Below are 25075 nucleotides of genomic sequence, written 5' to 3'. Positions count from 1 at the left end.
CTAAAATATGACAATAGGAGAAATTTGACAATGAAAAATAAAATAATTGAGTATTTGAAGTCTTTAGACAAGAAAAAATTATATATTACTTTAATAATATTTTGCATCTTAATATTTAAAGCTATAAACATACTATTTCTAGAATTTACAGATAAAAAAATACCTCTGGAAGATAAAAAAAATATGAATCAAGAATTTATAAAATCTGAAGAAAACGAAAATATAGATTTTGAAAAAAACAACGATAAAGAAAATCATAAGCAAGAAAAAAAATAAAATAACTGTTTATATAAGTGGTGCAGTTTCAAGTCCCGGTGTTATTTCTGTTTATTCAAATATGTGTCTTGATGAAGTGATAAAAAAATTGGGAGGATTCAGTAAAGATGCCGATATTGAGAGAATAAACTTAGCGATGAAACTTGAAGATGGTCAACATTATATAATTCCTAGAAAAGGTGATCCAATACCAAATCAAGATACTAGTTTGAATGTAAATACAAATTCAAATATGATCAATAATCAAGATAAATCATCCAATAATAGAAAAATCAATATAAATACAGCTTCAAAAGAGGAACTGGATTCCATACCAGGAGTTGGACCATCCACTGCTGATAAAATATTAGAATATAGAAAAGAAAAAGGAAGATTTAATAAAATAGAAGATTTAAAAAATATTTCAGGAATAGGCGATAAAAAATTTGAAAAAATGAAAAATAATGTGAGTGTAAATTAGCTTAATTGGAATAGAATATATTTATATGTTATAATATTAGTTATAGTTATAGTTATAGTTATAGTTATAGTTATAGTTATAGTTATAGTTATAGTTATAGTTATAGTTATAGTTATAGTTTTGTTATATAAGTATATTGAAAAGGAGTTAGCTTATGTTATTATTAAATAGAAAAGATATAGAAAGTATTTTTGCAATGACGGATGCGATTGAAGCTGATAAGAAGGCTTTTTCAATGTTTAGTTTAGATAAATGTAAATCGCCAATAAGAACAAATTTTAAATCAGAAAATGCCGATGGTAGTATATTATATATGCCTGGTTATATTAAAGATTTAGGTATTTCTGGATTAAAAATAGTTTCTGTTTTTCCTGAGAACCATAAATATAATTTACCATCTACACCTGGAACTGTTTTGTTAGTAGATGATAAAAATGGATTAGTAAATTGTATATTGGACGGAACTTATGTAACAGAACTTAGAACTGGAGCGGCTTCTGGAGCAGCTATATCTTTATTAGCTAATAAAGGTTCAAAGATAGGAGCTCTAATAGGATGTGGTGGACAAGCAGAATCACAATTAGATGCAATGCTAACTGGATGTGAAACACTAGAAGAAATAAGAATATACAGTAGAAATAAAGATAAAAGGACAGCTTTTGCAAAAAGAATGCAAGAAAAATATAAGTCAGTAAAAATAATAGCTAGTCCTAATTCTGATGAAGCTATAGATAATGCAGATGTTATAATTATGGTAACTACATCCTCAGTACCAGTAATAAATGGAGATAAGGTAAAAAAAGGAGCTTTAGTGAGCGGTGTTGGATCATATATGCCTAATATGCATGAGTTTGATGAAAAAACATTGATTAAGGCAGATAAAATATATTTTGATTCAAAAGATGCCGTGCTATCTGAAGCTGGTTGTATAATTACACCACTTAAAAAAGGAAAAATAAGCGAAAGTGATTTTACAGGTGACTTAGGAGACTTAATAAATGGTAATATACCATCAAGGGAATCTGAAGATGAGATAATAGTATTTAAGACTGTTGGAATCAGTGTTCAAGATTTAGTTACTGCTAAGATGATTTTTGATAAGGCTGTAGAAAACAATATAGGATATGAATGGAAATAAAAAGAGGATATAGTCCTCTTTTTTGACTATACTGGGTATTTATAGTATTAAATAATAATAAGTATATATAAATACTATAGATTGGATAAATAAAGGAGTAGTATTAAATAAATGGCGAAAGAATATAAAAAATTAACAGAGATGACAAAGGCTGGAGGCTGAGCAGCTAAAATAGGGCCAGAGGATCTGGCTGGAGTACTTTCACAACTGCCTAAAAATGATAATGATAAATTGAAAAATTTGCTTGTTGGACTTGATACATCTGATGATGCGGCAATATACAAGATGACGGATGAAATTGCACTTATACAAACCTTGGATTTCTTTACACCAATGGTTGATGATCCATATACATTTGGACAAATTGCCGCAGCGAACGCTTTATCAGATGTATATGCTATGGGAGGCGAACCCACTGTTGCTATGAACATTGTATGTTTTCCATCATGTCACGATATGAATGTTTTAACAGAAATATTAAAAGGTGGATTTGATAAGGTAAAAGAAAGTGGATGTTTATTAGTAGGAGGTCATACAGTTGATGATCAAGAACCCAAATATGGATTATCTGTATCTGGTATAGTTCATCCAGATAAAGTACTGGCAAATTCTGGAGCAAAAATAGGAGATAAATTAATTCTTACTAAGCCTATTGGAGCTGGAATAATGAATACAGCCATGAAAGTTGACTTAGTTGATGATAATGCATATAAACATGTAATTGATGTAATGACACATCTAAATATGTATGCTGCTAGAAGTTTTAAGAAATTTGATATTAATTCAGCTACGGATGTTACTGGATTTGGAATGATAGGTCATTCAATAGAAATGGCGAAAGCATCTGATGTTACACTTAGACTTGATTCAAAAAAAATACCAATGCTTGACCAAGCAAAAGATTTTGCCGCTATGGGAATTGTTCCTGAGGGTGCCTACAAAAATATGTATTATGCAAAAGGTGATATCAAAGTGAATGATGATATTGAGCAGACGATTATGGACGTATTACATGACCCACAAACATCAGGTGGTTTATTAATATCAGTAGATGCAAAATATGCTGATGAGCTTGCAAAGGATATGCTAGATAATGGGGCAATTTGTGCTGAAATAGTTGGCGAAGTAATTGAGAAAAAAGAAAAATGTGTAGAAATATATTAATAAAAATATAATAATTCGGGGGAATATTATGTCAAAGGAAAATCCAAAAAGAAAATTATTTGCTATGTTACCTTCAGTAGATGAGGTACTCAATGATAAGAAAATTATGGAATTGAGTGAGAAATTACCAAGATCTATAATTGTAGAAGCAATTAGAAATACAATTGAATGCACTAGAAATTTAATAGTTGATTTAAAAGATAATCAAATAGATTCTTTTAAATTAGATTATAATAGCCTAATTGATAATTGTGTAGATTTGGCTCATAATAATTATAATCTTTCCTTAAAAAAAGTAATCAATGCTACGGGTATAGTCGTGCATACAAATTTAGGGAGATCGTTGATAAGTGAAAGCATAAAAGGTGAATTATGGCAGGCAGCATCCAGATATTCTAATCTAGAATATGATATTGAAGAAGGAAAGAGAGGATCAAGGTATTCTCATCTTAAGGATATGATTAAAAGATTAACAGGGGCAGAGGATGTATTAGTAGTAAATAATAATGCGGCAGCTGTTTTATTGGTTCTTAGTACACTTGCAAAAGGTGGACAAGCAATAGTTTCTAGAGGTGAATTAGTGGAAGTGGGTGGAGCATTTAGAATACCTAGCATTATGCAACTTAGTGGTGCTGAACTAGTAGAAGTAGGGGCTACAAATAAGACTCATTATAATGATTACGAAGATGCAATTACAGATAATACAAAGGTACTTATGAAGGTACATACAAGTAATTATAGAATTATGGGATTTTCTGAAGCTGTTTCTTTAGAAGAGATGAGAATATTAGGAGACAAATATGATATTCCTGTAATAGAAGATTTAGGCAGTGGTGTATTTGTAAATTTATCAAAATATGGTATGACATATGAACCAACAATATATGATTCAATCAATAAGGGTGTTGATGTCGTAAGTTTTAGTGGTGATAAAATGCTAGGTGGACCACAGGCAGGTATAATAGTTGGTAAGAAGAAATATATTGAAAAAATGAAAAAAAATCAACTTACAAGAGCACTTAGAGTTGATAAAATGACAATAGCTACACTAGAAGCAACACTTAGGTTATATCTAAATGAAGATGAAGCTATGGAGAAAATACCTACGCTAAAAATGCTTACATATACAAAAGAAGAGCTATTTAAAAAGGCAAAGGGTTTACAAAGAGAAATTAATAATTATACAGAAGTTGCAGATAATATAAATATTGAAATTGAGGAGTGTAAAGGTCAAGTTGGCGGTGGTTCAATGCCTACAGAAGAATTAGATTCCTATGCTGTGACTATATCCTCAAATAATATAAGTGTAAGCCAAATAGAAAAAGCGTTACGTCTATCTGATAAACATATAATTGCTAGAGTTTATGAAGATAAATATATTTTAGATGTTAGAACAATATTTGAAGAAGAATTTAGAGATATAGCAATAGAATTAAAAAAAACCTTTGGAGGTAAGTAAGTGAAACATATAGTAGTTGGAACAGCTGGACATATTGACCATGGAAAAACGACCCTTATAAAAGCTCTTACAGGTAGGGAAACAGATACACTAGACGAAGAAAAGAAAAGGGGAATATCAATAAATCTAGGATTTACTTATTTTGATTTACCAAGTGGAAAATCAGTTGGAATAGTGGATGTTCCAGGACATGAGAAATTTATAAAAAATATGTTGGCTGGAGCAGCAGGTCTAGATATTGTATTACTTGTAGTTGCTGCAGATGAAGGTGTAATGCCACAGACAGTAGAGCATTTAGATATACTATCATACTTAAATATAAAAAATGGTTTAATAGTTATGACAAAGTGTGATATGGTTGATGAAGAATTATTAGAATTAGCTGAAGAGGATATTAGAGAAAGCCTAAGAGGAAGTTTTATGGATGATGCTGATATTATTAAAGTAGATTCTATTTCAAGAAGAGGTATTGATGAATTAATAAATAAACTAGATATCTTATGTGAAAAAGTTGAAGAAAAAGATTCAAACCTACCTTTTAGGATGAATATAGACAGAGTATTTTCCGTAAAAGGATTTGGGACTGTAGTTACAGGTACAATACTGGAAGGAAAAATTAAAAATACAGATACGTTAGAAATTTATCCATCAAAAAAAATTGCTCAAATAAGAAATATACAAGTACATAGTCATAATGTAGATTTTGCTTATGCAGGACAAAGAACAGCAATAAATATATCTAATTTGAAATCTTCACAAATTCAAAGAGGAGATATTTTAGCTGCGACAGACTCGATGCTTGAATCAATGATGATAGATACAAAAATTAGACTCTTAAACCATGATGATATAAAGCTTGAAAATTGGGATAGACTGAAAATTTATCATGGAACTAGGGAGATACTATGCAGAGCAGTGCCACTAGAAAATGAAGTGATGACTAAAGGGCAAGAGGGATTTGTTCAATTAAGATTAGAAGAACCTATAATATGTAAAAAGTTAGATGCTTTTGTACTTAGAACATATTCGCCTATGATCACAGTTGGAGGTGGTATTATTATAGATATATCTGACAAAAAACATGGTATTAATAAAAATACCCCAAAAGTAATTGAGGAGTTGAAAATTAAAGAATTAGGTGATCCAAAGAGGGTTTTAGAAATTTATCTAAAGAATTCATCATCTATTTATCCAAGTATAGAAAATATGATGTCATATACAGGGCAGTCAAAAGAAAGCATACTTTCTATGCTAGAAAATTTAATTAAAGATAATAAAATTTATAATTTCTCAAATAAGTATATTCATGAATCATACTTAGAATTTTTACAAGAAAAGTTATTAAAAATACTTACAGAATATCATGAAGAAAATAAACTTAAGATAGGTATGCCCAAAAAAGAAGCTGGTCATAAGTTAGATTCATCATTAAAGCTTAAAGAATTAGATGCTTTATATCAACTATTAGAATATATGGGGCACATAAAAACTTCAACAAATACAGTTTCAAAAAAAGATTTTGATGTAATACTAAGTGATAAGGATTTGAAAATTAAGAGTTCAATTATAAAAGAAATAGAAAAACTAGGATATTCAGATATTTTAGATTTGGAATATTTTGAAGAAAAAGGAAAAGATTATAAATCAATAGTTGACTCTATGATAGGTAATGAATTGATATTACTTGATGGTAAATTTCTTTTTTCTAAAAAATTGTACGATCAAGCAAAGTCCATTGTAGAGAATATAATAAATAAAAATAAAAAAATGACAATAGCGGATTTTAGAGATGAAGTAGGATCAAGTAGAAAAATTAGTATGCTAATACTTGAAAAATTTGACAAGGATAATTTTACCAAGAGAGTAGAAAATTATAGAGTATTATATACTAAGTAAGGCTAATAATATAAGTTAGAATAAATAATGAATGAAAATGCTGAAATAAAAAGAGTGGACTTAAATAAAAGTCCACTCGTATTTTTTATGTTTATTTTTTCTGTCCATCTTTTAGGTATCTAACTTTTTCTATACCCATAGTTTCTAGTATAGTATCTGTCTGATGATAAACTGGCATCTTCATTTTTGGTGCTACACCCATAACTGTATTTGTACAGTCAGTACAATTTGAAATTAAAACAGTTTCAGCCCCTGCTTTCTTAAGTTTCAGCATTTTTTCTGCTTGTCCAGGACAATGTCCAGGATTTTCACATTTAAGGACGCCACCTTTTCCTTCTACAGCTTGCTTACATCTTTCCACACCAACTACCTCTGAATTCATATAGCCAGCAATTTCTCTAAGTCTAGCTTCATTACCACCACAAGCACAAACTAAAAGACCCATTTTTCTAGTATCTTTTTCGTAAGGCTTAGTAACTAATATACCACCAGTTGCTTTTTTGATTGGAGAATCATATGTAGTGCTAAGACCAGTAAAAGGTCCTCCCATTATAATCTCGCCGTATTCCCCATACTTATAAATTCCTCCAGCTCTTTCAATTAAATCTCCAACCTTTGTTCCTATTGGTACATTGTTGAATATTTCAAGTGAATTAGCTGTATTTAAGTATCCAGCAACTGTTATCTGTTTGTCTATTAATGGTTTTAAATCATCTACAGCATCTACAATCGCACCTAGAGTTTCAGAATTTATTACTACTGCATTAACTTCTGAAGGCAGTTTATCTGTATCTAGAACTACACCAAGACATTCTCTAACTACAGCTCTTTCTTCACCCATTGGATAAAGATCAGGCATAGCTTTTACAGTTATTCTTGGATCGTCTATTGTTTTTTCCAAGGCTTGAATTTCCTTTGGATGTATTTCTTTTAGTGCAAATACACCATGTGCTGCATTACATGCTTCCATACATATTTGCATACCTCTTATCAATTTTTTTGGATTTGCTAAAACCTGGTTCATATTATGACTTAAGATAGGCTCGCATTCAGCGGCATTACATAAAATATAACCAGTTCCTCCTAAATCAGTTCCAAGCTTGATATGTGTTGGGAAACCAGCACCTCCAAGGCCTACTATACCTGCATTTTTAACAGTTTCTTGTATAGTTGAACCTTGCTGAATCTTAACATAATCTTCACTCTGAACATCATTAGCTTCTATTACTATTTCGTCATCGTTAATTTCTATTACTTTTCCGTCTACACTTGAATGAAGATAAGCACCAAGGCCTTCATAGTCACCGATTAATTGACCTCTTTTTACTTCATCTCCAACCTTAACTATTGGAGTATTTTTAGCTCCTATATTTTGCTTTAAAAGCAAATGTACAGTATTAGACATATTTAAACCTCCCTAAAAAATTATATAGTAGTATTTAGTATTTTAAGTAGTATTTTATAAGCAGGTAAGTTTTTTTATTTTATATGTGTATTATATCATATAGTTTTGACTTGACAAGTTAAAATTATAAAAGTTATTTTATTAATTTATAAAATAAGAAAATATTTTCCTTTTATTTATAGCTTAGTTTGGAATATAAAAAACAAAATGTGGTATAATCTATTAATAAGAAAAGGCAGGTGAATTAATGTTGAATATGCAAATCGATAGTAGTACAAAAAGGATGAAATATGATGACTTAGTTCGTATGTATCAAACGCAAAAAATTATTATACAAACTATGAATCAAGGGTTATCTGCTATTGATACAGAAGGAAGATTAATCATTTGGAATAAATTTATGGAAGATAGATATAAAATATCAGCTTCAGAAATTTTAGGAAAAAAAATGAGCGATTTTTTAGTTGATACAATATCAGAGAGAGTATTAAATACTAAAGTTAGCATAAGTGATATATATTATAATAAAGACTTTCAAGAGAATAAAAATCAATATGGAGTAGTTCAAGCATATCCCGTTTATCAAGGTAAAACATTTTTAGGTGTAGTTTGTACTGAAGTAGACATAATAGATGCTAGTAAAATATCAAAAGAACTGGAAGCAACCCAAGAAAAAATTAAGTATTTGGAAAATGAAGTAAGAAATTTATCAGGAAGTTATTTTGATAATATATTAGGAAATTCATATCTGTTAGAAAAAGCTAAAAGTATGGCTAAACAAGTTGCTACTACGAATAGCTCCATAATGATACATGGTGAAAGTGGTACAGGCAAAGAAGTCTTTGCTAGAGCAATACATGATTATAGCCAAAGACAAGGTACCTTTATACCAGTAAACTGTAGTGCAATTCCTCAGGAATTATTTGAAAGTGAATTTTTTGGTTATGAGCCCGGAGCTTTTACAGGTGCAACCAGGACAGGAAAAGCTGGAATATTTGAATTAGCAGATGGTGGAACCATTTTTCTTGATGAAATAGGAGAATTACCACATAATATGCAGGCAAAATTATTGAGGGTGCTTCAAGAAAGAGAATTTATGAGAGTTGGTGGAAGTGATATTATTAAGGTCAATGTAAGAGTAATATCAGCTTCTAATAAAAATTTAAAAGAACTTGTTGAAGAAGGCAAATTTAGAGATGATTTGTTTTATAGATTAAATGTTGTAGAAATAAATTTACCGCCATTAAGAGAAAGAAGCGATGATGTAGGTATATTAATATATCATTTCTTAAATGAGCAGAGTGCAGAAAATAATAAATCATACTTAAAAATAAATAAAGATGCTTTTAAAATACTCTGTAGATATAAATGGAAAGGAAATATCAGAGAATTAAAAAATACTATAGAGAATATGGTGGTACTTTCTACTAAAGAAATTTTAGAGGTTGATGATATCCCTGAATATATAGTAGATTCTGTTGATATGCCAAATGAACCTAATATTTACCCCATGGATTTGAATGAGGCTGTTGAAATGTTGGAAAAAAAGAAAATAACAGAAGCTTTAAAAATGTCGAATAACAATAAAACTAAAGCTGCGAAAATATTAAATATTCCTAGGACTACTTTATATTATAAGATTGAACAACTTGATATAGAAGGATAAACAATTCGAAATAAAAAGAAAATTAAAGCAAATGTCTATTTTTAGTCTATATGACTAAAAATAGACATAAGGATTATGTGTGTTTAAAATTAAAAAGAATCTCTAATAATAGCTAGTTAAGTATCAAACAAATAAAAGTATAAATAAAAAACAAATATATGTGACTAAAATTAGACACCAATATATCTTTTAAATATGAACTATAGATTTTAGCTATTATTATATATACACAAAATTGTTATAATATTTTAATAAAATTAGTTGATAAAAAAAATACAAATAAATTATAAAGAAAAACGATTTTGGCATAGTAATTGCTATTATAATGCTAGTATTTTATGTAGTAGGTATTAATTTATTTAACATCATTGTTTTAAAAATATCATAAAGAAGTTTTTCTGATATAAAAAGAGGAGGTTAATTTATGTCAATTACAAATGAAACAGCACAGTCACATGCTAATGATCCAGCAGTATGTTGTTGTAGATTTGAAGCAGGAACAGTAGTAGAAGCAGCAAATTTAGAAGATCCGGCAATTTTTCCAGATCTTGTAGATTCGGGATTGTTAGAAATTCCAGATAATGTTTTAACTATAGGTCAAGTTTTAGGAGCAAAATTAACTCAAACTCTGGATGCATTATCACCGATGACTCCAGACAATGTAGAGGATTTTAAGGATGATTCATCTAAAGAGGCTGATATTGAGGAAGAAAGTGATGATGCTATAGAAGAAAAAACAAATGTGGATTCATCAAATGCAGTAAATACAAGTCAATCAAATTTGGCTTCGGGAGTAATAAAGATTTATATAGCTGAAGGAAAAGATATTAAACTTGAATTTCCAGTTATTTAGGTAATATTACATTTAATGCAGGATCCCTCAAAATAGCCCACAGGGCTTAACAAAATTTGATTACAAATAGCTATTCATTGAATAGATATTTGCAATATATATAATAAAAATATTTTAAGGAGGTTTTTTGCTATGTCAATAACTAACGAAACAGCAAAGGCACATGCTAATGATCCAGCTGTCTGCTGTTGCAGATTTGAAGCAGGAACAGTAGTAGAGGCTGCTAATCTAGAAGATCCAGCTATATTCCCAGATCTAGTTGATTCAGGATTATTGGAAATTCCAGAAAATGTACTAACAATTGGTCAGGTATTAGGAGCTACATTAACTGAAACTCTTGATGCATTATCACCAATGACTACAGACAATGTAAAAGATTATAATTCAGGAAGTGAAGAAGAGGAAGAGGTTGCTGAAGAAAATGAAGAAGTAGCTCAAGAAGTTGCTCCAGCTCAGGCTCAACCTTTTGCGCCAGTAAATGCTTCTGGTGTATTTAAAATCCATATAGGTGAAGGTAAAGATATAAATCTTGAAATACCAGTTGGTGCTTTAGGTGGCGCAAATGTAGGTGGACAGGCTGTTGCTAGTCAGGTTGCTCCAGTTGGAGAAGTTGCTCAGGCAGAAGTTAAAGAAGAGACTAAGATTCTTAGAACATTAGTTAAGAAACACTACAAAATAGATAAAGTTGTATTTGGAGAAAAGACATCTATTGATGGAACAACTCTTACTATAAGAACTCCAGAAGATATATGTAAAGAAGCAGTTGACACTGAAGAACTTGTATATGATCTAAAGCTTGATATAATAACACCAGATAGATACAATGAATATTCAGAAGCTGTATTAGATTTACAACCTGTAGCTACAAAAGAATCAGGTGACTTAGGTGAAGGTGTTACTAGAGTTCTTGATGGTGTAGTAATGGTACTTACAGGTACTGATGCAAACGGTGTTCAAATAGGTGAATTTGGTTCATCTGAAGGAGCTATGGATACTACAATGATGTGGGGTAGACCAGGTGCTGCAGATTTTGGTGAAATATTCATCAAAGGTCAGGTTACAATTAAAGAAGGTACTAATATGGAAAGACCAGGACCGCTAGCTGCTCATAAAGCATTTGACTATGTAACTCAGGAAATAAGAGAAGCTTTAAAGGCTGTTGAGGATGATTCTTTAATAGTAGATACAGAAGAAATTACTCAATATAGAAGAAGTGGAAAGAAGAAAATTGTTGTTGTTAAGGAAATAATGGGTCAGGGTGCAATGCATGACAACCTAATATTACCAGTAGAGCCAGTCGGAACTCTTGGTGCAAGACCAAATGTTGACTTAGGAAATGTTCCAGTAGTATTATCTCCACTTGAAGTATTAGATGGTGGTATACATGCACTTACTTGTATAGGACCAGCTTCAAAAGAAATGTCAAGACATTATTGGAGAGAACCATTAGTAACTATGGCTATGGAAGATGAAGAGTTCGACTTAGTAGGTGTTGTATTTGTTGGTTCACCACAGGCAAATTCAGAAAAATTCTATGTATCTAAGAGATTAGGTATGCTAGTAGAATCTATGGAAGTTGATGGTGCAGTAGTAACTACAGAAGGATTTGGTAACAATCATATAGATTTTGCTTCACATATAGAACAGATAGGTATGAGAGGTATTCCAGTAGTTGGTGTATCTTATTGTGCAGTACAGGGTGCTCTAGTTGTAGGTAACCAGTACATGACTCATATGGTTGATAATAATAAGTCTAGACAAGGTATTGAAAATGAAATACTTGAAAATAATACATTAGCTCCGGAAGAAGCATACAGAATTATAGCTATGTTAAAGAACGCAATCGAAGGTGTTGAAGTTAAGGCTCCAGAAAGAAAATGGAACAATAACGTTAAACTAAATAACATTGATGCTATAGAAAAAGCTCTAGGTATAGAGATTCCACTAGAAAAGAATGAAACATCATTAAATATGACTAGAAAGAGAAGCGCACTATACGAAAAAGATGATATAGCAGCTGGTATAGTAGAAGATACATATACTCCAGTAGAAGGAGAAAGACACTAATTTTATATTTGTCTAAAAAAAGTAGAATGAGAGGTCAGAAATGCAAGAAGATTTAAGATATATGTCATCTGAGAAATATTACGAAGGTGTAATAACAAAAGTTGAGGGTGGCGCTATAACTATAGACCTCAAAGGTAGACTTGGACAATTTAAAATACCAAATAGAATGCTTATAACTGACTATAACCCACAGGTAGGACAAGAAGTCGGGTTTATGCTAAGCAGCCCAGAGGTATTACGTCCTGAACCTAACGAGGAATATCTAAGAAAATTAGAGGGTCAGAAAAAAATTGAAGCTATAAAAAAAGAAGAGAACTTGACAAGAATTGAAAAGCTTATAAAAGAAAAATCTCAAATACTTGAAGATTTACAAGCAAAGATTAAAAATATCGAGTCAGAGCTCTAAAATAAATTGAAGGGAGAAATACAATGAGTCAGAAGTTAACTACAGTACAAGGACTTCAATCTGAGATTTATGTGCCAATCACACCACCTCCAGTTTGGGCTCCTGTAACAAAGCCATTGAATGAAATGGTAATAGCACTAGCAACTGCTGCCGGTGTACATATGAAATCAGATGAAAGATTTAATCTAGCAGGGGATACAGGATATAGAGCAGTACCTGATACAGCAACTCCAGCTGATTTAATGGTATCACATGGTGGATATGATAACTCAGATGTAAACAGAGACGTAAACTGCATGTTCCCAATCGAAAGATTGCATGAACTTGCTAAGGAAGGTTTCATAAAGGGCGTTGCACCAATGCACTATGCTTTTATGGGTGGTGGAGGAAACCAGGAAGTTTTCACTAATGAAACAGGTCCTGCTATAGCTGCCAAACTAAAAGAAGAAGGTGTAGATGGCGTTGTTATGACAGCAGGCTGAGGTACTTGTCATAGAACTGCCGTGATCGTGCAGAGAGCAATAGAAGAAGCTGGTATTCCAACAATAATAATAGCAGCTCTTCCACCAGTAGTTAGACAAAATGGTACTCCAAGAGCAGTTGCTCCACTAGTACCTATGGGTGCTAACGCTGGAGAACCACATAATGTGGAAATGCAGACAGGAATATTAAAGGCTACTTTAGAGCAGTTAATTGCTATTCCATCTGCTGGAAAGATAGTACCACTACCATTTGAATATCATGCATCTATATAATTTTTGATAGATATATATTCAAATAAATCACTTTGTTAATTTGTTTGTTATAAATAAGTATCCACATCCTCATTTGAGGATGTGGCTATACTTTTAAAAAAGGGATGGTAATTATATGGAAGAAAAGATACTAAGAAAACTTGTAATTAAACCTTTTGCCATTAGTGAGGTCAAATTTGAAGATAGATTTGCTATTAAAGGTGAAGTTCTTGAAATTTGTAAAGATAAAATCCAAGAATTAAAAGATGCAAACGATTTAATAACTGATATAAAATTAGAAATAATAAAGCCTGGTGACTATGATAGGGAAATCAATACTATTATGGATATAATACCAATATCGGCAAAAGTTTTAGGTGGTATGGGTGAAGGAATTACGCATACTATTACAGGTACTTATGTTATGTTAACCGGAGTAGATGAGGATGGACGTCAAATGCATGAATTTGGATCATCTGAAGGTAACCTAAAAGAACAATTAGTTCTTGGGAGATGTGGTACACCTGATGTAAATGATATAATAATTCACATGGATATTACTGTTAAAGGCGGTTTACCTTTTGATAGAAGTTTACCTAATGCTTGTTTCGACACATGTGATAAATTCATTCAAGAAGTTAGAAAACTATTAAAGACTATTGATGGAAGACAATCCTATGGTTCATATGAATATTTAGATAAGATATGCCCAGGCAAGAAAAAAGTAGTACTTGTAAAACAGATAGCTGGACAAGGTGCAATGTATGATAACTTGCTTTTCCCTGAAGAACCAAGTGGTTATGAAGGTGGAACTTCAATTATTGATATGTGTAATATGCCTATGATACTATCCCCTAATGAATATAGGGATGGAATCTTAAGAGCAATGGTTTAGGAGGTGTTTATTTATGGGAATAGGTCCTTCTACAAAAGAGACTTCATTACATATGTTTAGGGATCCATTAGTAAAAATACTCGGTGAAGATACTGATATTGACTTTGCTGGAATAATCGTTGTTGGAACGCCTGACGATAATAAATATAAAAATTTAGTAGGCCAGAGAGCTGCAGCATGGTGTGAAGCAATGAGAGCTGATGGTGTAATTCTAAGTGCAGATGGATGGGGTAATTCACATGTTGATTACGCAAATACATTTGAAGAAATTGGAAAAAGAAATATACCAGCTGTAGGTGTTACTTTTAACGGAACACAAGCTAAGTTTGTTGTTACAAACAAGTATATGGACACAATTATTGATATAAATAAGAGCAAGGAAGGTATCGAGACAGAAGTCGTTGGGGAGAACAATGTCAATGAAGTAGATGCAAGAAAGGCTCTGGTATTTTTGAAAATGAAGATGCGTAAAGTTAAATAATGGTAATTTATGAATAATTTTATTGTTTTTTAATGCTAACATATTTGCATTTTTAAAAACATCTAAATATTAAAATAAAAAATTTTAACTATATTAGTTAAAAAAATAATAATATCTTTAAGGAGGTTGTATTATGAAATTTAGTAGAAGTATTCATGCAGTTGATTCTCACACAGCGGGTGAAGCAACAAGAATAGTTGTCGGTGGTATTCCAAATATCATCGGTGCAAATATGCCTGAGAAAAAACAGTGGTTAGAAGATAATCTTGATTATCTTAGAACTGCAATAATGTTAGAACCAAGAGGACATAATGATATGTTTGGTTCAATCATTACGCAACCTACAAATCCAGAAGCTGACTTTGGAATTATTTTCATGGACGGTGGTGGATACCTTAATATGTGTGGACACGGAACAATAGGCGCAATGACTGTTGCTGTTGAAACAGGAATGGTTGAAGTTAAGGAACCTATTACTAAGGTCGTTCAGGAAGCTCCAGCTGGTATAATCAGAGGAGAAGTTCAGGTTGAAGAAGGAAAAGCTAAAAAAGTTTCTTTCAAGAATGTACCTTCATTCCTATACAAAAAAGATCAGGAAGTTGAATTACCAGGATATGGTAAAATCAAATTTGATATATCTTTCGGTGGTAGTTTCTTTGCAATCGTAAAGGTTGACCAGATTGGTGTAGAAATTAAACCTGAAAATGCTGCTATATTAAATTCAGTTGGTATGCAGTTAAGAGATATAATAAACAATGAAATAGAAATTCAGCATCCAGAATTAGCTCATATTAAGACAGTTGACCTAATTGAATGGTGGTCTGAAACTGATACTCCAGGTGCTACGTTAAAGAACTGTGTTGTATTTGGTCAGGGACAGGTTGATAGATCTCCATGTGGAACTGGAACAAGTGCTAAATTAGCTACTTTACACGCTAAGGGTGAATTCAAAGAAGGAGATAAATTCTACTATGAATCAATCTTAGGAACAATATTTGAAGGTGAAATCGTAGGAAAAGCTAAAGTTGGAGAGTTTGACGCTATAATTCCTCAGATTTCAGGATCAGCGTATATTACTGGATTCAATCATTTCGTTATAGATGAGACTGACCCAGTTAAGCACGGTTTTATTTTAAAATAGGACTTATAATAAGTCTTGAAATTTGATAGGTTATCCTAACAGAATATGTATGTTAGGATACTTATCATCTTATTCATTATGTTTGGGAGGATTTAAAATGATTGTAAAGATATTAATGGCAGTATTTTATTTAGCAGCAGCTGGAACTGCTGGCATTATGGGAATAGATATAGTAAAAAATAAAAATAATATCGGTAATACATCAGCTTCAAACTTAGGTAAAACAGGATTTATAGGATTTTTAACTAATTTTTGCGATACTTTAGGAATTGGATCATTTGGACCTATAGTGGCATTATTCAAACTTTTAAAAGTTGATATAGAAGATAAGGATATACCAGGAACATTAAATGTTTCTTGTGCTCTTCCAGTGTTGTTTGAAGCTATTATATTTACAACTGCTGTAAAAGTAGATCCAATAACATTAATTTCATTAGTAGTAGCAGCAGCTATAGGTTCTTATATAGGTGCTGGTATAATATCAAAGATGGATGAAACAAAAATACAATTAGTAATGGGTATTTGTTTGTTTGCAGCAGCTATGATAATGCTTATAACTCATCCTTACTTTGGATTATTTGCGGCTGGTAAAACAGCTACATCATTAACTGGAGTTAAGCTAATAATAGGTATTGTAGTAAACTTTATACTTGGTGCACTTATGACAGCAGGTGTTGGTCTTTATGCTCCATGTATGGCTATGATATTCTTACTAGGTATGGATGTAAAGGCGGCATTCCCTATAATGATGGGATCTTGTGCTTTATTAATGCCTACTTGTTCAATCAAATTTATTAAAGAAGGTACTTATAACAGAATAGCTTCTCTTATGATAACTATATTTGGTATTATAGGTGTTGCTATAGCAGCATTCTTGGTAAAATCAGCAGATGTAGAAAAACTTAAATTTGTAATCGTAGCGGTTATTTTATACACTGCTTATACTATGTTTACAGCTGGATTAAGAGGAAGAAAGAGAAAACAAGTATCAAGTACAATGTAATTATAAAAATGAGATTGATAAATTGATACACATATTTTATTAAATTTAATATTTATCAAAAATAAACTTTAAATATACAAAAAGGAAATCAAAATAATTTTTGATTTCCTTTTTTGATAACTACATACTCTTTAGTATTAATATATATTGTGTTAAAATATTATTATAATCATAGGAGGTGTGTTATGGGGAATTTTAGCGAAAAAGTAAAAGGCATTGTATTTTGTGTGTTGATTGCAATTCCAGCATATTTTTTAGGTAAGATGGTTCCGATAATTGGAGGACCAGTTTTTTCGATTATAATTGGTATGATTTTAGCTAACCTTATTAAGGGAAAAAGAGAAAATTTAAATCAGGGAATTAACTTTACATCAAAAAAAATACTGCAATACGCGGTTATTTTATTGGGATTTGGATTAAACCTTCAAATGATTATTAAAGTAGGGAAAATATCATTGCCAATTATAATGTCAACGATTTTAACATCTTTAATTGTGTCTTATATGATTTCGAAGGCATTTAATATACCAGCAAAGATAGCTACTTTGATAGGAGTAGGTTCATCAATATGTGGTGGTTCAGCAATTGCAGCTACAGCGCCAGTAATTGATGCTGACAATGCCGAAATAGCTCAAGCAATATCAGTAATATTTTTCTTTAACGTAATAGCGGCAATAATATTTCCATCTATGGGAGATATTATTGGTATGACCAATCAGGGATTTGCTTTGTTTGCAGGAACGGCTGTAAATGATACATCTTCAGTTACTGCAGCGGCTTCATCTTGGGATTCCATTCACAGGACAGGTTCTATGGTGCTGGATTCAGCTACAATAGTTAAATTAACTAGAACGCTTGCTATAATACCTATTACATTTTGTTTATCTATATATTATAAGAGAAAAGAAAGTAAAAATTCAGAAAAGAAATTCAGTGCTAGAGGTATGCTGCCATCATTTATTTTATATTTTATATTATGTTCAATTATAACTACTATTTTTGACTATATGATAGGAGTGGGTATAATTGAAGGATTTCTATCATCGTTTATTGCTGGATTTATTGTAACAATGAAGGCAATTAGCAAATTCTTTATTATTATGGCAATGGGAGCTATAGGGCTTAATACGAATATAGTAAAACTTATTAGAACTGGTCAAAAACCACTATTATTAGGAATGTGTTGTTGGATATCTATTATAGTTGTAAGTATATCTATGCAAAAAATATTAGGAATTTTTTAATGAACAAAATTATTGAAAAATACTCAGTCTACATATATAATAATATGAAACTTACTACTGTAGTATAAAAATATAATTACTTAATTATACTGAATAAAAATGGGAGGCATTAATGGAAAAAATAGGAATTATTGGAGCAATGGAAGAAGAAGTTGAAGCTATAAAAGCGATGATAGAAAATAAAGAAGTTAAACATATAGCAGGTTTGGACTTTTATGAAGGTCATTTAAAAGGGAAAAATATTGTTGTAGTTAAATGTGGTATTGCAAAAGTTAACGCAGCGATGTGTACACAAATTTTGATTAGCGAATTCAAAGTTGATGCATTAATTAACACAGGGGTAGCAGGTGCACTATATGAAAAATTAAATATCAATGATGTGGTTATATCTATAGATGCAATGCAACATGATATAGATGCTTCTGCAGCGGGTGATCCAAAGGGAACTTTACCACTTATGGAAACTTCAATATTTAAAGCAGATCAGAGACTAGTTGATATAGCGTATGAAGTATTTGAAAGTAATGACACCCCATATCATGCATACAAAGGACGAATTGCTACTGGCGATATATTTGTAGCTGATCCTTTTTTAAAGGATGAACTTAGGAATCATTTTGGTGGATACTGCTGTGAAATGGAAGGTGGAGCTATAGGACATGTAGCGTATTGCAATAAAGTTCCATTTGTAGTTATAAGAGCAATATCAGATAAAGCAGATGGAAGTGCTGCTAAAACTTTTGATGAGTTTGTAAAGATAGCTGCAGATACTTCAAAAGATATGGTAGTAGGAATGTTAGAAAGATTATAAGATTTCAAATATTGTATAAATTTTATCCCAGTGATATAATAAAAACATACTTATGGCAAAGAAAAAAATAAATTTGTCAAAATAAATCTAAAGGAGACATATATATAATGGGCGATCGTGAAAAAAAGGTAATATTTAGTGGTGTTCAGCCATCTGGTAAGATGACATTAGGTAATTATTTAGGAGCTCTAAAAAGCTGGACTAAATTGCAGGACGATTACGAATGTTATTACAGTATGGTAAATATGCATGCTATTACAGTGCCTCAAGATCCAGAGGTATTAAGGAGACAGACCACTGAACTATTAGCTCAGTTCTTAGCATGCGGTATTGACCCAGATAAGAATACAATATTTGTACAGTCACATGTACATGAACATGCGGAATTGAATTGGGTATTATGTACGATGACATATATGGGCGAATTGAATAGAATGACACAGTACAAGGATAAATCTAGAAAGAGTGAAGCTAATTTAAATGCTGGTCTATTTACATATCCAGTATTAATGGCGGCTGATATTCTTTTATATCAAGCAGATTTAGTACCAGTTGGAGATGATCAAAAACAGCATATGGAATTAGCTAGAGATTTAGCAAACAGATTCAATGCTAGGTTTTCTGATACTTTTGTAGTACCAGAAGGATACTATCCTAAAGAAACTGCTAGAGTAATGAGTTTGCAAGAACCTGAAAAGAAAATGTCTAAATCTGACTCAAATGAAAAGGCATTTATACTTTTAGCTGAGAGTGCAGAAACAACTGCAAAGAAAATTAAAAGTGCTGTAACAGATTCAGTAGGTATAGTTAAATACTCAGATGAACAACCAGGTATAAAAAATCTTATAAATATATATTCAGCTATGACAGATAAGAGCGTAGAAGAAATAGTATCTATGTACGAAGGCAAGGGATATGGAGCATTCAAGGGAGAAATGGCAGAAGCAGTAGTTGAAACTCTTAGACCTATAAGAGAAAAATATAATTATTTATTAGAGAATCCTGATTATCTTGAAAGCATATATGCAAAAGGTGCTGAAAAGGCACAGATAAGAGCTGCTCAAACTTTAGAAAAGGTATATAATCAAATTGGTTTTATACCTAAAAAAAATAAATAAAAAATAAATTTTCTAGAACTTGGAAAGCTAGTCTTTTTGAGTTCTTTTTTTATGTAAAATAAAAATATTTATAAAGTGAAAGTATTATATATGAATTTATTAAATTGAATAACTATAATAAAAAACTAATGTTTTATAAATAGAATTATAGGGCTTGATTATGATATAATTATATAATAGATATTATATAATTAAAATAAGTGTTGAAATTAATTACTTATAGAAAGGGCAAAATATGTACGAAATACTAATTATAATTCTTCTAATAATAGATCAAGCAAGTAAAATAACTGTAAAAAATACATTAGAAAATACACAAGGAATGAGTATAATTGATGGGGTTTTTCATTTGACATATGTAGAAAATAGTGGAGCTGCTTTTGGTATGCTACAAAATATGCAATATGTTTTTATAATTATAGCGCTTATAGTTTTAATTGCAGGTATATATTTTATTCATAAGGAAGAATCTACTAAATTGGCAAAAATTAGTATAGCGATGATAATTTCTGGTGCTATAGGAAACTTAGTTGATAGGCTGAGGTTAGGATATGTAATAGACTTTTTTGATTTTAAAATAATATGGTCATATGTGTTTAATTTTGCAGATATACTGGTTGTATTAGGAACTATATTATTATGCATATGCCTAATCAGAAGTGGAAAGGATGAAGTTTAATGAATCTTGATATAGGTCAAGAGAAAGATGTGATACAAGATAAAGAGATTTTTGACCAAAGTCAAAATGTAGCGGTTTATTCTGTTGAAGAAGATAATATAGGAGATAGGTTGGATTATTTTTTATCTAAGCAGTATAAGGATATATCAAGATCATACATACAAAAATTAATTAAAGAAGATAGAGTTTTAGTTAATGAAAAAATAGAGAAAGCAAGCTACAAGTTATCTTTATATGATCAAATTCAAATTGCTATGCCTGAGCCTGAATTACTAGAAGTGATTCCACAAGATATACCCTTAGATATAGTGTACGAAGATGATGACATTGTAATAGTTAATAAGGTCCAAGGTATGGTTGTACATCCAGCTCCAGGTAATATGGATAATACTATGGTAAATGCACTGATGTATCACTGTAAGGATAGACTATCTAATATTAATGGAATTATAAGGCCTGGAATAGTTCATAGAATAGATAAAGATACATCGGGACTTTTAGTGGTAGCAAAAAATAATTATGCACATCAAAAATTATCGGAACAATTTAAGATACATTCTATAACTAGAGAATATGAGATGATTTGTATCGGAAATGTAGATTGGGATGAAAAAACAATAGAAACAATAATTGGAAGAAATCCAAAAAATAGATTAAAGATGGCTGTTGTAAAGAAAAATGGCAAAAATGCCATTACACATTTAAAATTAATAAATAATTACAAGGGTTTTTCTCATATAAAAGCGAATCTAGAAACTGGTAGAACACATCAAATAAGAGTGCATACAGCTTCAATTAATAGACCTATATTGGGAGATCCTTTGTATGGTTTTAAAAACAAAAGATTTTCAAAGTTAAGTGGGCAAGTATTACATGCTAGAAAACTTGGATTTATGCATCCTACAAGGAATGAATATATTGAATTTGATTCAGAATTACCAAAGTATTTTATAGAAACATTAAAAATTTTGGAGAAGGAGTAATATGGAAAAAGCAAAAATAATGGACCAAAAGGCTATGACGAGAGCTATAACAAGAATAAGCCATGAAATCATAGAAAAGAATAAAGGTGTAGAAAATATGTGTATTATAGGAATCAAAACAAAGGGAATACCACTTGCCAAGATGATTTCTGAAAAGATAGGAGCAATTGAATCTGCACAAATAGAGTGTGAGTTTATAGATATAACACCTTATAGGGACGATATTACGCATGATAAAATCATGGATACAAAAGATGAGAATTTTAACCTTGATATAGAAGGTAAGACTGTAATTCTAGTAGATGATGTACTATATACAGGAAGAACTATTAGAGCAGCACTAGACTATATAATAGATAATGGTAGACCAAGTCTAATACAGTTAGCTGTATTGATTGATAGAGGCCACAGAGAACTTCCAATAAGGGCGGATTTTGTAGGTAAAAATGTGCCTACTTCAAAAAATGAAAAAGTACAAGTTAGATTTACTGAGTATGATGGTGAGGATTCAGTGATAATTTGTGAGTAAGGAGTAAAAAATGTCTTTAGATGCAATAGTTGTAAGTAATTTAGCTAATGAGCTCAATGATAAATTAGTTGCAAGTAAAATAGATAAGGTATACCAACCGGAAAAAGATGAAATATGCCTCAAGATTAGAGCAGGTAAGGATAATTATAAGTTTGTGATCAGTGCTAGTGCTTCAAACCCAAGATTATATATATCAGATCAATATGATAAAAATAATCCTAAAAAAGCACCTGTTTTTTGTATGACGCTTAGAAAACATATACAATCCGGTGTAATAGATCACATTGAACAAATTGGATTTGAAAGAATAATTAAAATTGCTGTAGATTCATATGACGAACTAAAAGAAAAAACTAGAAAGTTTTTATATATTGAAATAATGGGAAAGCATAGCAATATTATTTTAGTCTCTGAAAAAACTGGTAAAATTATAGATTCTATAAAAAGAGTACCAATAAGTGTCAGTAGATTAAGACAAGTTTTACCAGGTAACGATTATGAATTACCGCCAGTACAAGATAAGATAAATCCAAAAGAAAAAATCGAAGGTGAATTATTTAGGGAGATGATAGTTAGTTTTGACGGACCTATATATAAGGCTATATATATGACTGTATTGGGATTATCTCCACTTATTGCAAGGGAAATTTGCTATAGGATTGGTATAGATCAAAATATTGATTCATCTGATTTAACAGACCAAAATATAAAAGCTATTTTAAAAGAAATTAGGTTGATTTTTGCCAATATAGAACTTGGAAAGATTTATCCTAATATGATAGTAGATAAAAAAATTGACAAGATAGTGGAATTTAGTACTATAAAACTAAATCAGTATGAAGATTTGAATGAAGTAAAATATCCAGATGTATCTTCGTTATTAGAAAATTACTATTTTGAAAAAGATAGTAAAGAAAGAATGAAACAAAAGTCTTCTTCTGTAAAGAAGACTATACAATTAAAACTTGAAAGACTAACAAATAAGATAGAAAAACAAAAAAAAGAACTAAAAGAAGCTAAATCGGCTGATAAATACAAGTTAAAGGGTGAATTATTAACTGCATATATTTATCTGATTAAAAAAGGTATGGAAAATATAGAAGTAGAGAATTTTTATGATAATAATAAAAAGGTTAGTATAGAGTTAAATAAAAATTTAAGCCCTTCAGAAAATGCCCAAAAATATTATAAAAAATATAACAAATTAAAAAATGCTAGAGAAGAAATCACGAATATGATGAAGGATAATCTAGAAGAAAAAGACTACTTAGAAAATATAATATTATCTATAGAAAATTGTCAGAATGAAAAAGAGTTAAAAGAAATAAAGGAAGAATTAATGAGAGAAGGCTATATAAAAGCTTGGAAAATGCCAAAGAAGAATAATAAGCCTACAACAAGTTATATGAAATTTATGTCATCTAAGGGTAAGTTAATATTAGTCGGTAAAAACAATAAGCAAAATGATTATCTAACTTTAAGACTAGCAGATAATGAAGATTTATGGTTTCATACAAAAGATATACCAGGATCTCATGTGTTAATAAAATGTGCGGGAAAAACTGTAGATGATAGCGAAATAATTCAGGCCGCTACATTAGCAGCATATTATAGTAAGGCAAGAATGTCTTCAAATGTGCCAGTCGATTACACTTTCAAAAAATATGTAAAAAAACCTTCCGGTGCAAAGCCAGGAATGGTGATTTATGAAACAAATAAGACTGTATATATTACACCTAGCGATGAGGAAAAAGCAAAGATTAAAATCTTTGAAGATTAGGAGAAATTATGTATTTTACAAATAGTAAAGGTTATAAAATATATTACGAAGACACAAATACAGATCAAAGACCTATTATATTTTTACATGCTTGGGGCAGCTCACATCATGACTTTGATTATTGTTTTAAAAATATGCAGGGATATAGAAAAATAATATATGACCATAGAGGTTTTGGTCTATCAGATAAACCTAATGAAAATATGTCACTAAGACATTTAGCAGAGGATTTAAAAGAACTGATTGAATTTCTAAAACTTGATAATCTAACAATAGTTGGATATTCAATGGGAGGAAGTGTATTGTACAAGTATATAGAAATATATGGGACATATAGACTCAATTCTATCGTACTTTGTGATATAACCCCTAAAATAACAAATGATAATGAGTGGAAACTAGGAATTATGAATGGAAAATTTACAAAGGATGATTTATTAGATTCATTAGCATGGCAATTCGATGATATGAAGGAAGCATATTTAAATATGTACTATGACATAGATCCTAGTTTAAAATATAAATCAGAAAAAGCCTTAAAAAGACTGATAGATATGGATTTAGAAGGAAATTCATACTATTCAATCACATCGATGTGGTTTTCAATATGCTATGAAGACTTTAGACCTATACTAAAAAAAATAGATATTCCAACCGTATTATTTTTTGCAAGTCCAGGATCCATGATGACACCTGATACGGTCGAGTATTTAGAGGAAAAAATAGAGAATACAAGAACATATATTTTTGAAAATTCTACTCATTCTTTTGTAGTTAATAAAGGAAGAACTTTTTCAAAAAAATTAGAAGAATATTTATCTAAGCTTTAAATTTTGAAATAAAAATAAAGAAAACTTATATAAAATGTAAAAATCAGGTTAAAATAT

General features: G+C 30.7%; 24 protein-coding genes. 23 read left to right on the top strand and 1 reads right to left on the bottom strand.

Translation table 11 applies throughout. The features are described 5' to 3' along the window. Positions 1 to 30: 30 nt before the first annotated feature. The 6 genes from O0R46_RS06525 to selB all read left to right on the top strand — a co-directional run bounded on the left by O0R46_RS06525 (position 31) and on the right by selB (position 6393). Positions 31 to 276 (top strand): hypothetical protein, encoded by a 246-nt coding sequence (locus O0R46_RS06525; RefSeq protein WP_269310924.1) that lies wholly within the window; start codon positions 31 to 33, stop codon positions 274 to 276. After that, positions 230 to 736: a helix-hairpin-helix domain-containing protein gene (locus O0R46_RS06520; protein WP_269310923.1), complete on the top strand. Its 507-nt coding sequence runs from the start codon at positions 230 to 232 to the stop codon at positions 734 to 736. Before O0R46_RS06525 ends, O0R46_RS06520 begins: the two co-directional genes overlap by 47 nt. Positions 737 to 890: 154 nt before the next feature. Next, complete coding sequence (locus O0R46_RS06515; protein ID WP_269310922.1) at positions 891 to 1874, top strand: NAD(P)-binding domain-containing protein; 984 nt, start codon at positions 891 to 893, stop codon at positions 1872 to 1874. Positions 1875 to 1985: 111 nt separating this feature from the next. Further along, on the top strand, positions 1986 to 3038 hold the full coding sequence (gene selD, locus O0R46_RS06510; RefSeq protein WP_269310921.1) for a selenide, water dikinase SelD: 1053 nt from the start codon (positions 1986 to 1988) through the stop codon (positions 3036 to 3038). Between the two features lie 28 nt (positions 3039 to 3066). Next, complete coding sequence (gene selA, locus O0R46_RS06505; RefSeq protein ID WP_269310920.1) at positions 3067 to 4497, top strand: L-seryl-tRNA(Sec) selenium transferase; 1431 nt, start codon at positions 3067 to 3069, stop codon at positions 4495 to 4497. Further along, the gene (gene selB / locus O0R46_RS06500; RefSeq protein ID WP_269310919.1) at positions 4498 to 6393 is read left to right on the top strand and encodes a selenocysteine-specific translation elongation factor; all 1896 of its coding nucleotides are present in this window, start codon (positions 4498 to 4500) and stop codon (positions 6391 to 6393) included. 91 nt (positions 6394 to 6484) lie between these two features. Here the strand turns inward: selB and prdC are convergent, their stop codons facing one another. Then, entirely contained in the window at positions 6485 to 7798 is a 1314-nt protein-coding gene (gene prdC / locus O0R46_RS06495; RefSeq protein WP_269310918.1) for a proline reductase-associated electron transfer protein PrdC, read from the bottom strand. Between the two features lie 247 nt (positions 7799 to 8045). Between prdC and O0R46_RS06490 the strand changes: the two genes are divergently transcribed. The 17 genes from O0R46_RS06490 (at position 8046) to O0R46_RS06410 (ending at position 25018) form a co-directional block, all read left to right on the top strand. Next, a complete protein-coding gene (locus O0R46_RS06490) occupies positions 8046 to 9464 on the top strand; it encodes a sigma 54-interacting transcriptional regulator (RefSeq protein WP_269310917.1) in 1419 nt (472 codons plus the stop codon). A gap of 424 nt (positions 9465 to 9888) precedes the next feature. Beyond that, positions 9889 to 10317 (top strand): sugar transporter, encoded by a 429-nt coding sequence (locus tag O0R46_RS06485; RefSeq protein ID WP_269310916.1) that lies wholly within the window; start codon positions 9889 to 9891, stop codon positions 10315 to 10317. 132 nt (positions 10318 to 10449) lie between these two features. Next, positions 10450 to 12384 (top strand): D-proline reductase (dithiol) proprotein PrdA, encoded by a 1935-nt coding sequence (gene prdA, locus O0R46_RS06480; RefSeq protein ID WP_269310915.1) that lies wholly within the window; start codon positions 10450 to 10452, stop codon positions 12382 to 12384. Positions 12385 to 12424: 40 nt separating this feature from the next. Next, the gene (locus O0R46_RS06475; RefSeq protein WP_269310914.1) at positions 12425 to 12790 is read left to right on the top strand and encodes a CBO2463/CBO2479 domain-containing protein; all 366 of its coding nucleotides are present in this window, start codon (positions 12425 to 12427) and stop codon (positions 12788 to 12790) included. Between the two features lie 23 nt (positions 12791 to 12813). Further along, positions 12814 to 13545: a D-proline reductase (dithiol) protein PrdB gene (gene prdB, locus O0R46_RS06470; RefSeq protein WP_269310913.1), complete on the top strand. Its 732-nt coding sequence runs from the start codon at positions 12814 to 12816 to the stop codon at positions 13543 to 13545. 115 nt (positions 13546 to 13660) lie between these two features. Further along, positions 13661 to 14419 carry a proline reductase cluster protein PrdD gene (gene prdD / locus O0R46_RS06465; protein WP_269310912.1) on the top strand — a complete coding sequence of 253 codons (759 nt, stop codon included), beginning with the start codon at positions 13661 to 13663 and terminating at the stop codon, positions 14417 to 14419. Between the two features lie 13 nt (positions 14420 to 14432). Beyond that, the gene (locus O0R46_RS06460) at positions 14433 to 14900 is read left to right on the top strand and encodes a glycine/sarcosine/betaine reductase component B subunit (RefSeq protein WP_269310911.1); all 468 of its coding nucleotides are present in this window, start codon (positions 14433 to 14435) and stop codon (positions 14898 to 14900) included. Between the two features lie 133 nt (positions 14901 to 15033). Further along, positions 15034 to 16041: a proline racemase gene (locus tag O0R46_RS06455; RefSeq protein WP_269310910.1), complete on the top strand. Its 1008-nt coding sequence runs from the start codon at positions 15034 to 15036 to the stop codon at positions 16039 to 16041. Between the two features lie 97 nt (positions 16042 to 16138). Beyond that, positions 16139 to 17044: a sulfite exporter TauE/SafE family protein gene (locus O0R46_RS06450; protein WP_269310909.1), complete on the top strand. Its 906-nt coding sequence runs from the start codon at positions 16139 to 16141 to the stop codon at positions 17042 to 17044. A 185-nt stretch (positions 17045 to 17229) separates the two neighbouring features. Continuing rightward, on the top strand, positions 17230 to 18288 hold the full coding sequence (locus O0R46_RS06445; RefSeq protein ID WP_269310908.1) for a YeiH family protein: 1059 nt from the start codon (positions 17230 to 17232) through the stop codon (positions 18286 to 18288). Between the two features lie 112 nt (positions 18289 to 18400). Further along, on the top strand, positions 18401 to 19099 hold the full coding sequence (locus O0R46_RS06440; RefSeq protein ID WP_269310907.1) for a 5'-methylthioadenosine/adenosylhomocysteine nucleosidase: 699 nt from the start codon (positions 18401 to 18403) through the stop codon (positions 19097 to 19099). A 107-nt stretch (positions 19100 to 19206) separates the two neighbouring features. Then, entirely contained in the window at positions 19207 to 20217 is a 1011-nt protein-coding gene (gene trpS / locus O0R46_RS06435) for a tryptophan--tRNA ligase (RefSeq protein WP_269310906.1), read from the top strand. Positions 20218 to 20452: 235 nt separating this feature from the next. Further along, positions 20453 to 20896: a signal peptidase II gene (gene lspA / locus O0R46_RS06430; RefSeq protein ID WP_269310905.1), complete on the top strand. Its 444-nt coding sequence runs from the start codon at positions 20453 to 20455 to the stop codon at positions 20894 to 20896. Further along, a complete protein-coding gene (locus O0R46_RS06425) occupies positions 20896 to 21879 on the top strand; it encodes an RluA family pseudouridine synthase (protein ID WP_269310904.1) in 984 nt (327 codons plus the stop codon). Before lspA ends, O0R46_RS06425 begins: the two co-directional genes overlap by 1 nt. A 1-nt stretch (position 21880) precedes the next feature. Further along, positions 21881 to 22408, top strand: coding sequence for a bifunctional pyr operon transcriptional regulator/uracil phosphoribosyltransferase PyrR (gene pyrR, locus O0R46_RS06420; RefSeq protein WP_269310903.1), 528 nt, complete (start codon positions 21881 to 21883; stop codon positions 22406 to 22408). Positions 22409 to 22418: 10 nt separating this feature from the next. After that, entirely contained in the window at positions 22419 to 24188 is a 1770-nt protein-coding gene (locus O0R46_RS06415) for an Rqc2 family fibronectin-binding protein (protein ID WP_269310902.1), read from the top strand. An 8-nt stretch (positions 24189 to 24196) separates the two neighbouring features. Continuing rightward, a complete protein-coding gene (locus O0R46_RS06410) occupies positions 24197 to 25018 on the top strand; it encodes an alpha/beta fold hydrolase (protein ID WP_269310901.1) in 822 nt (273 codons plus the stop codon). The last annotated feature ends 57 nt before the right edge of the window (positions 25019 to 25075 follow it).

It is taken from the genome of Peptostreptococcus equinus (assembly GCF_027125355.1).
GTDB lineage: Bacteria > Bacillota > Clostridia > Peptostreptococcales > Peptostreptococcaceae > Peptostreptococcus > Peptostreptococcus equinus.
Note: the sequence above shows the minus strand (reverse complement) of the source record. Positions and strands in the feature narration are given on the sequence as shown.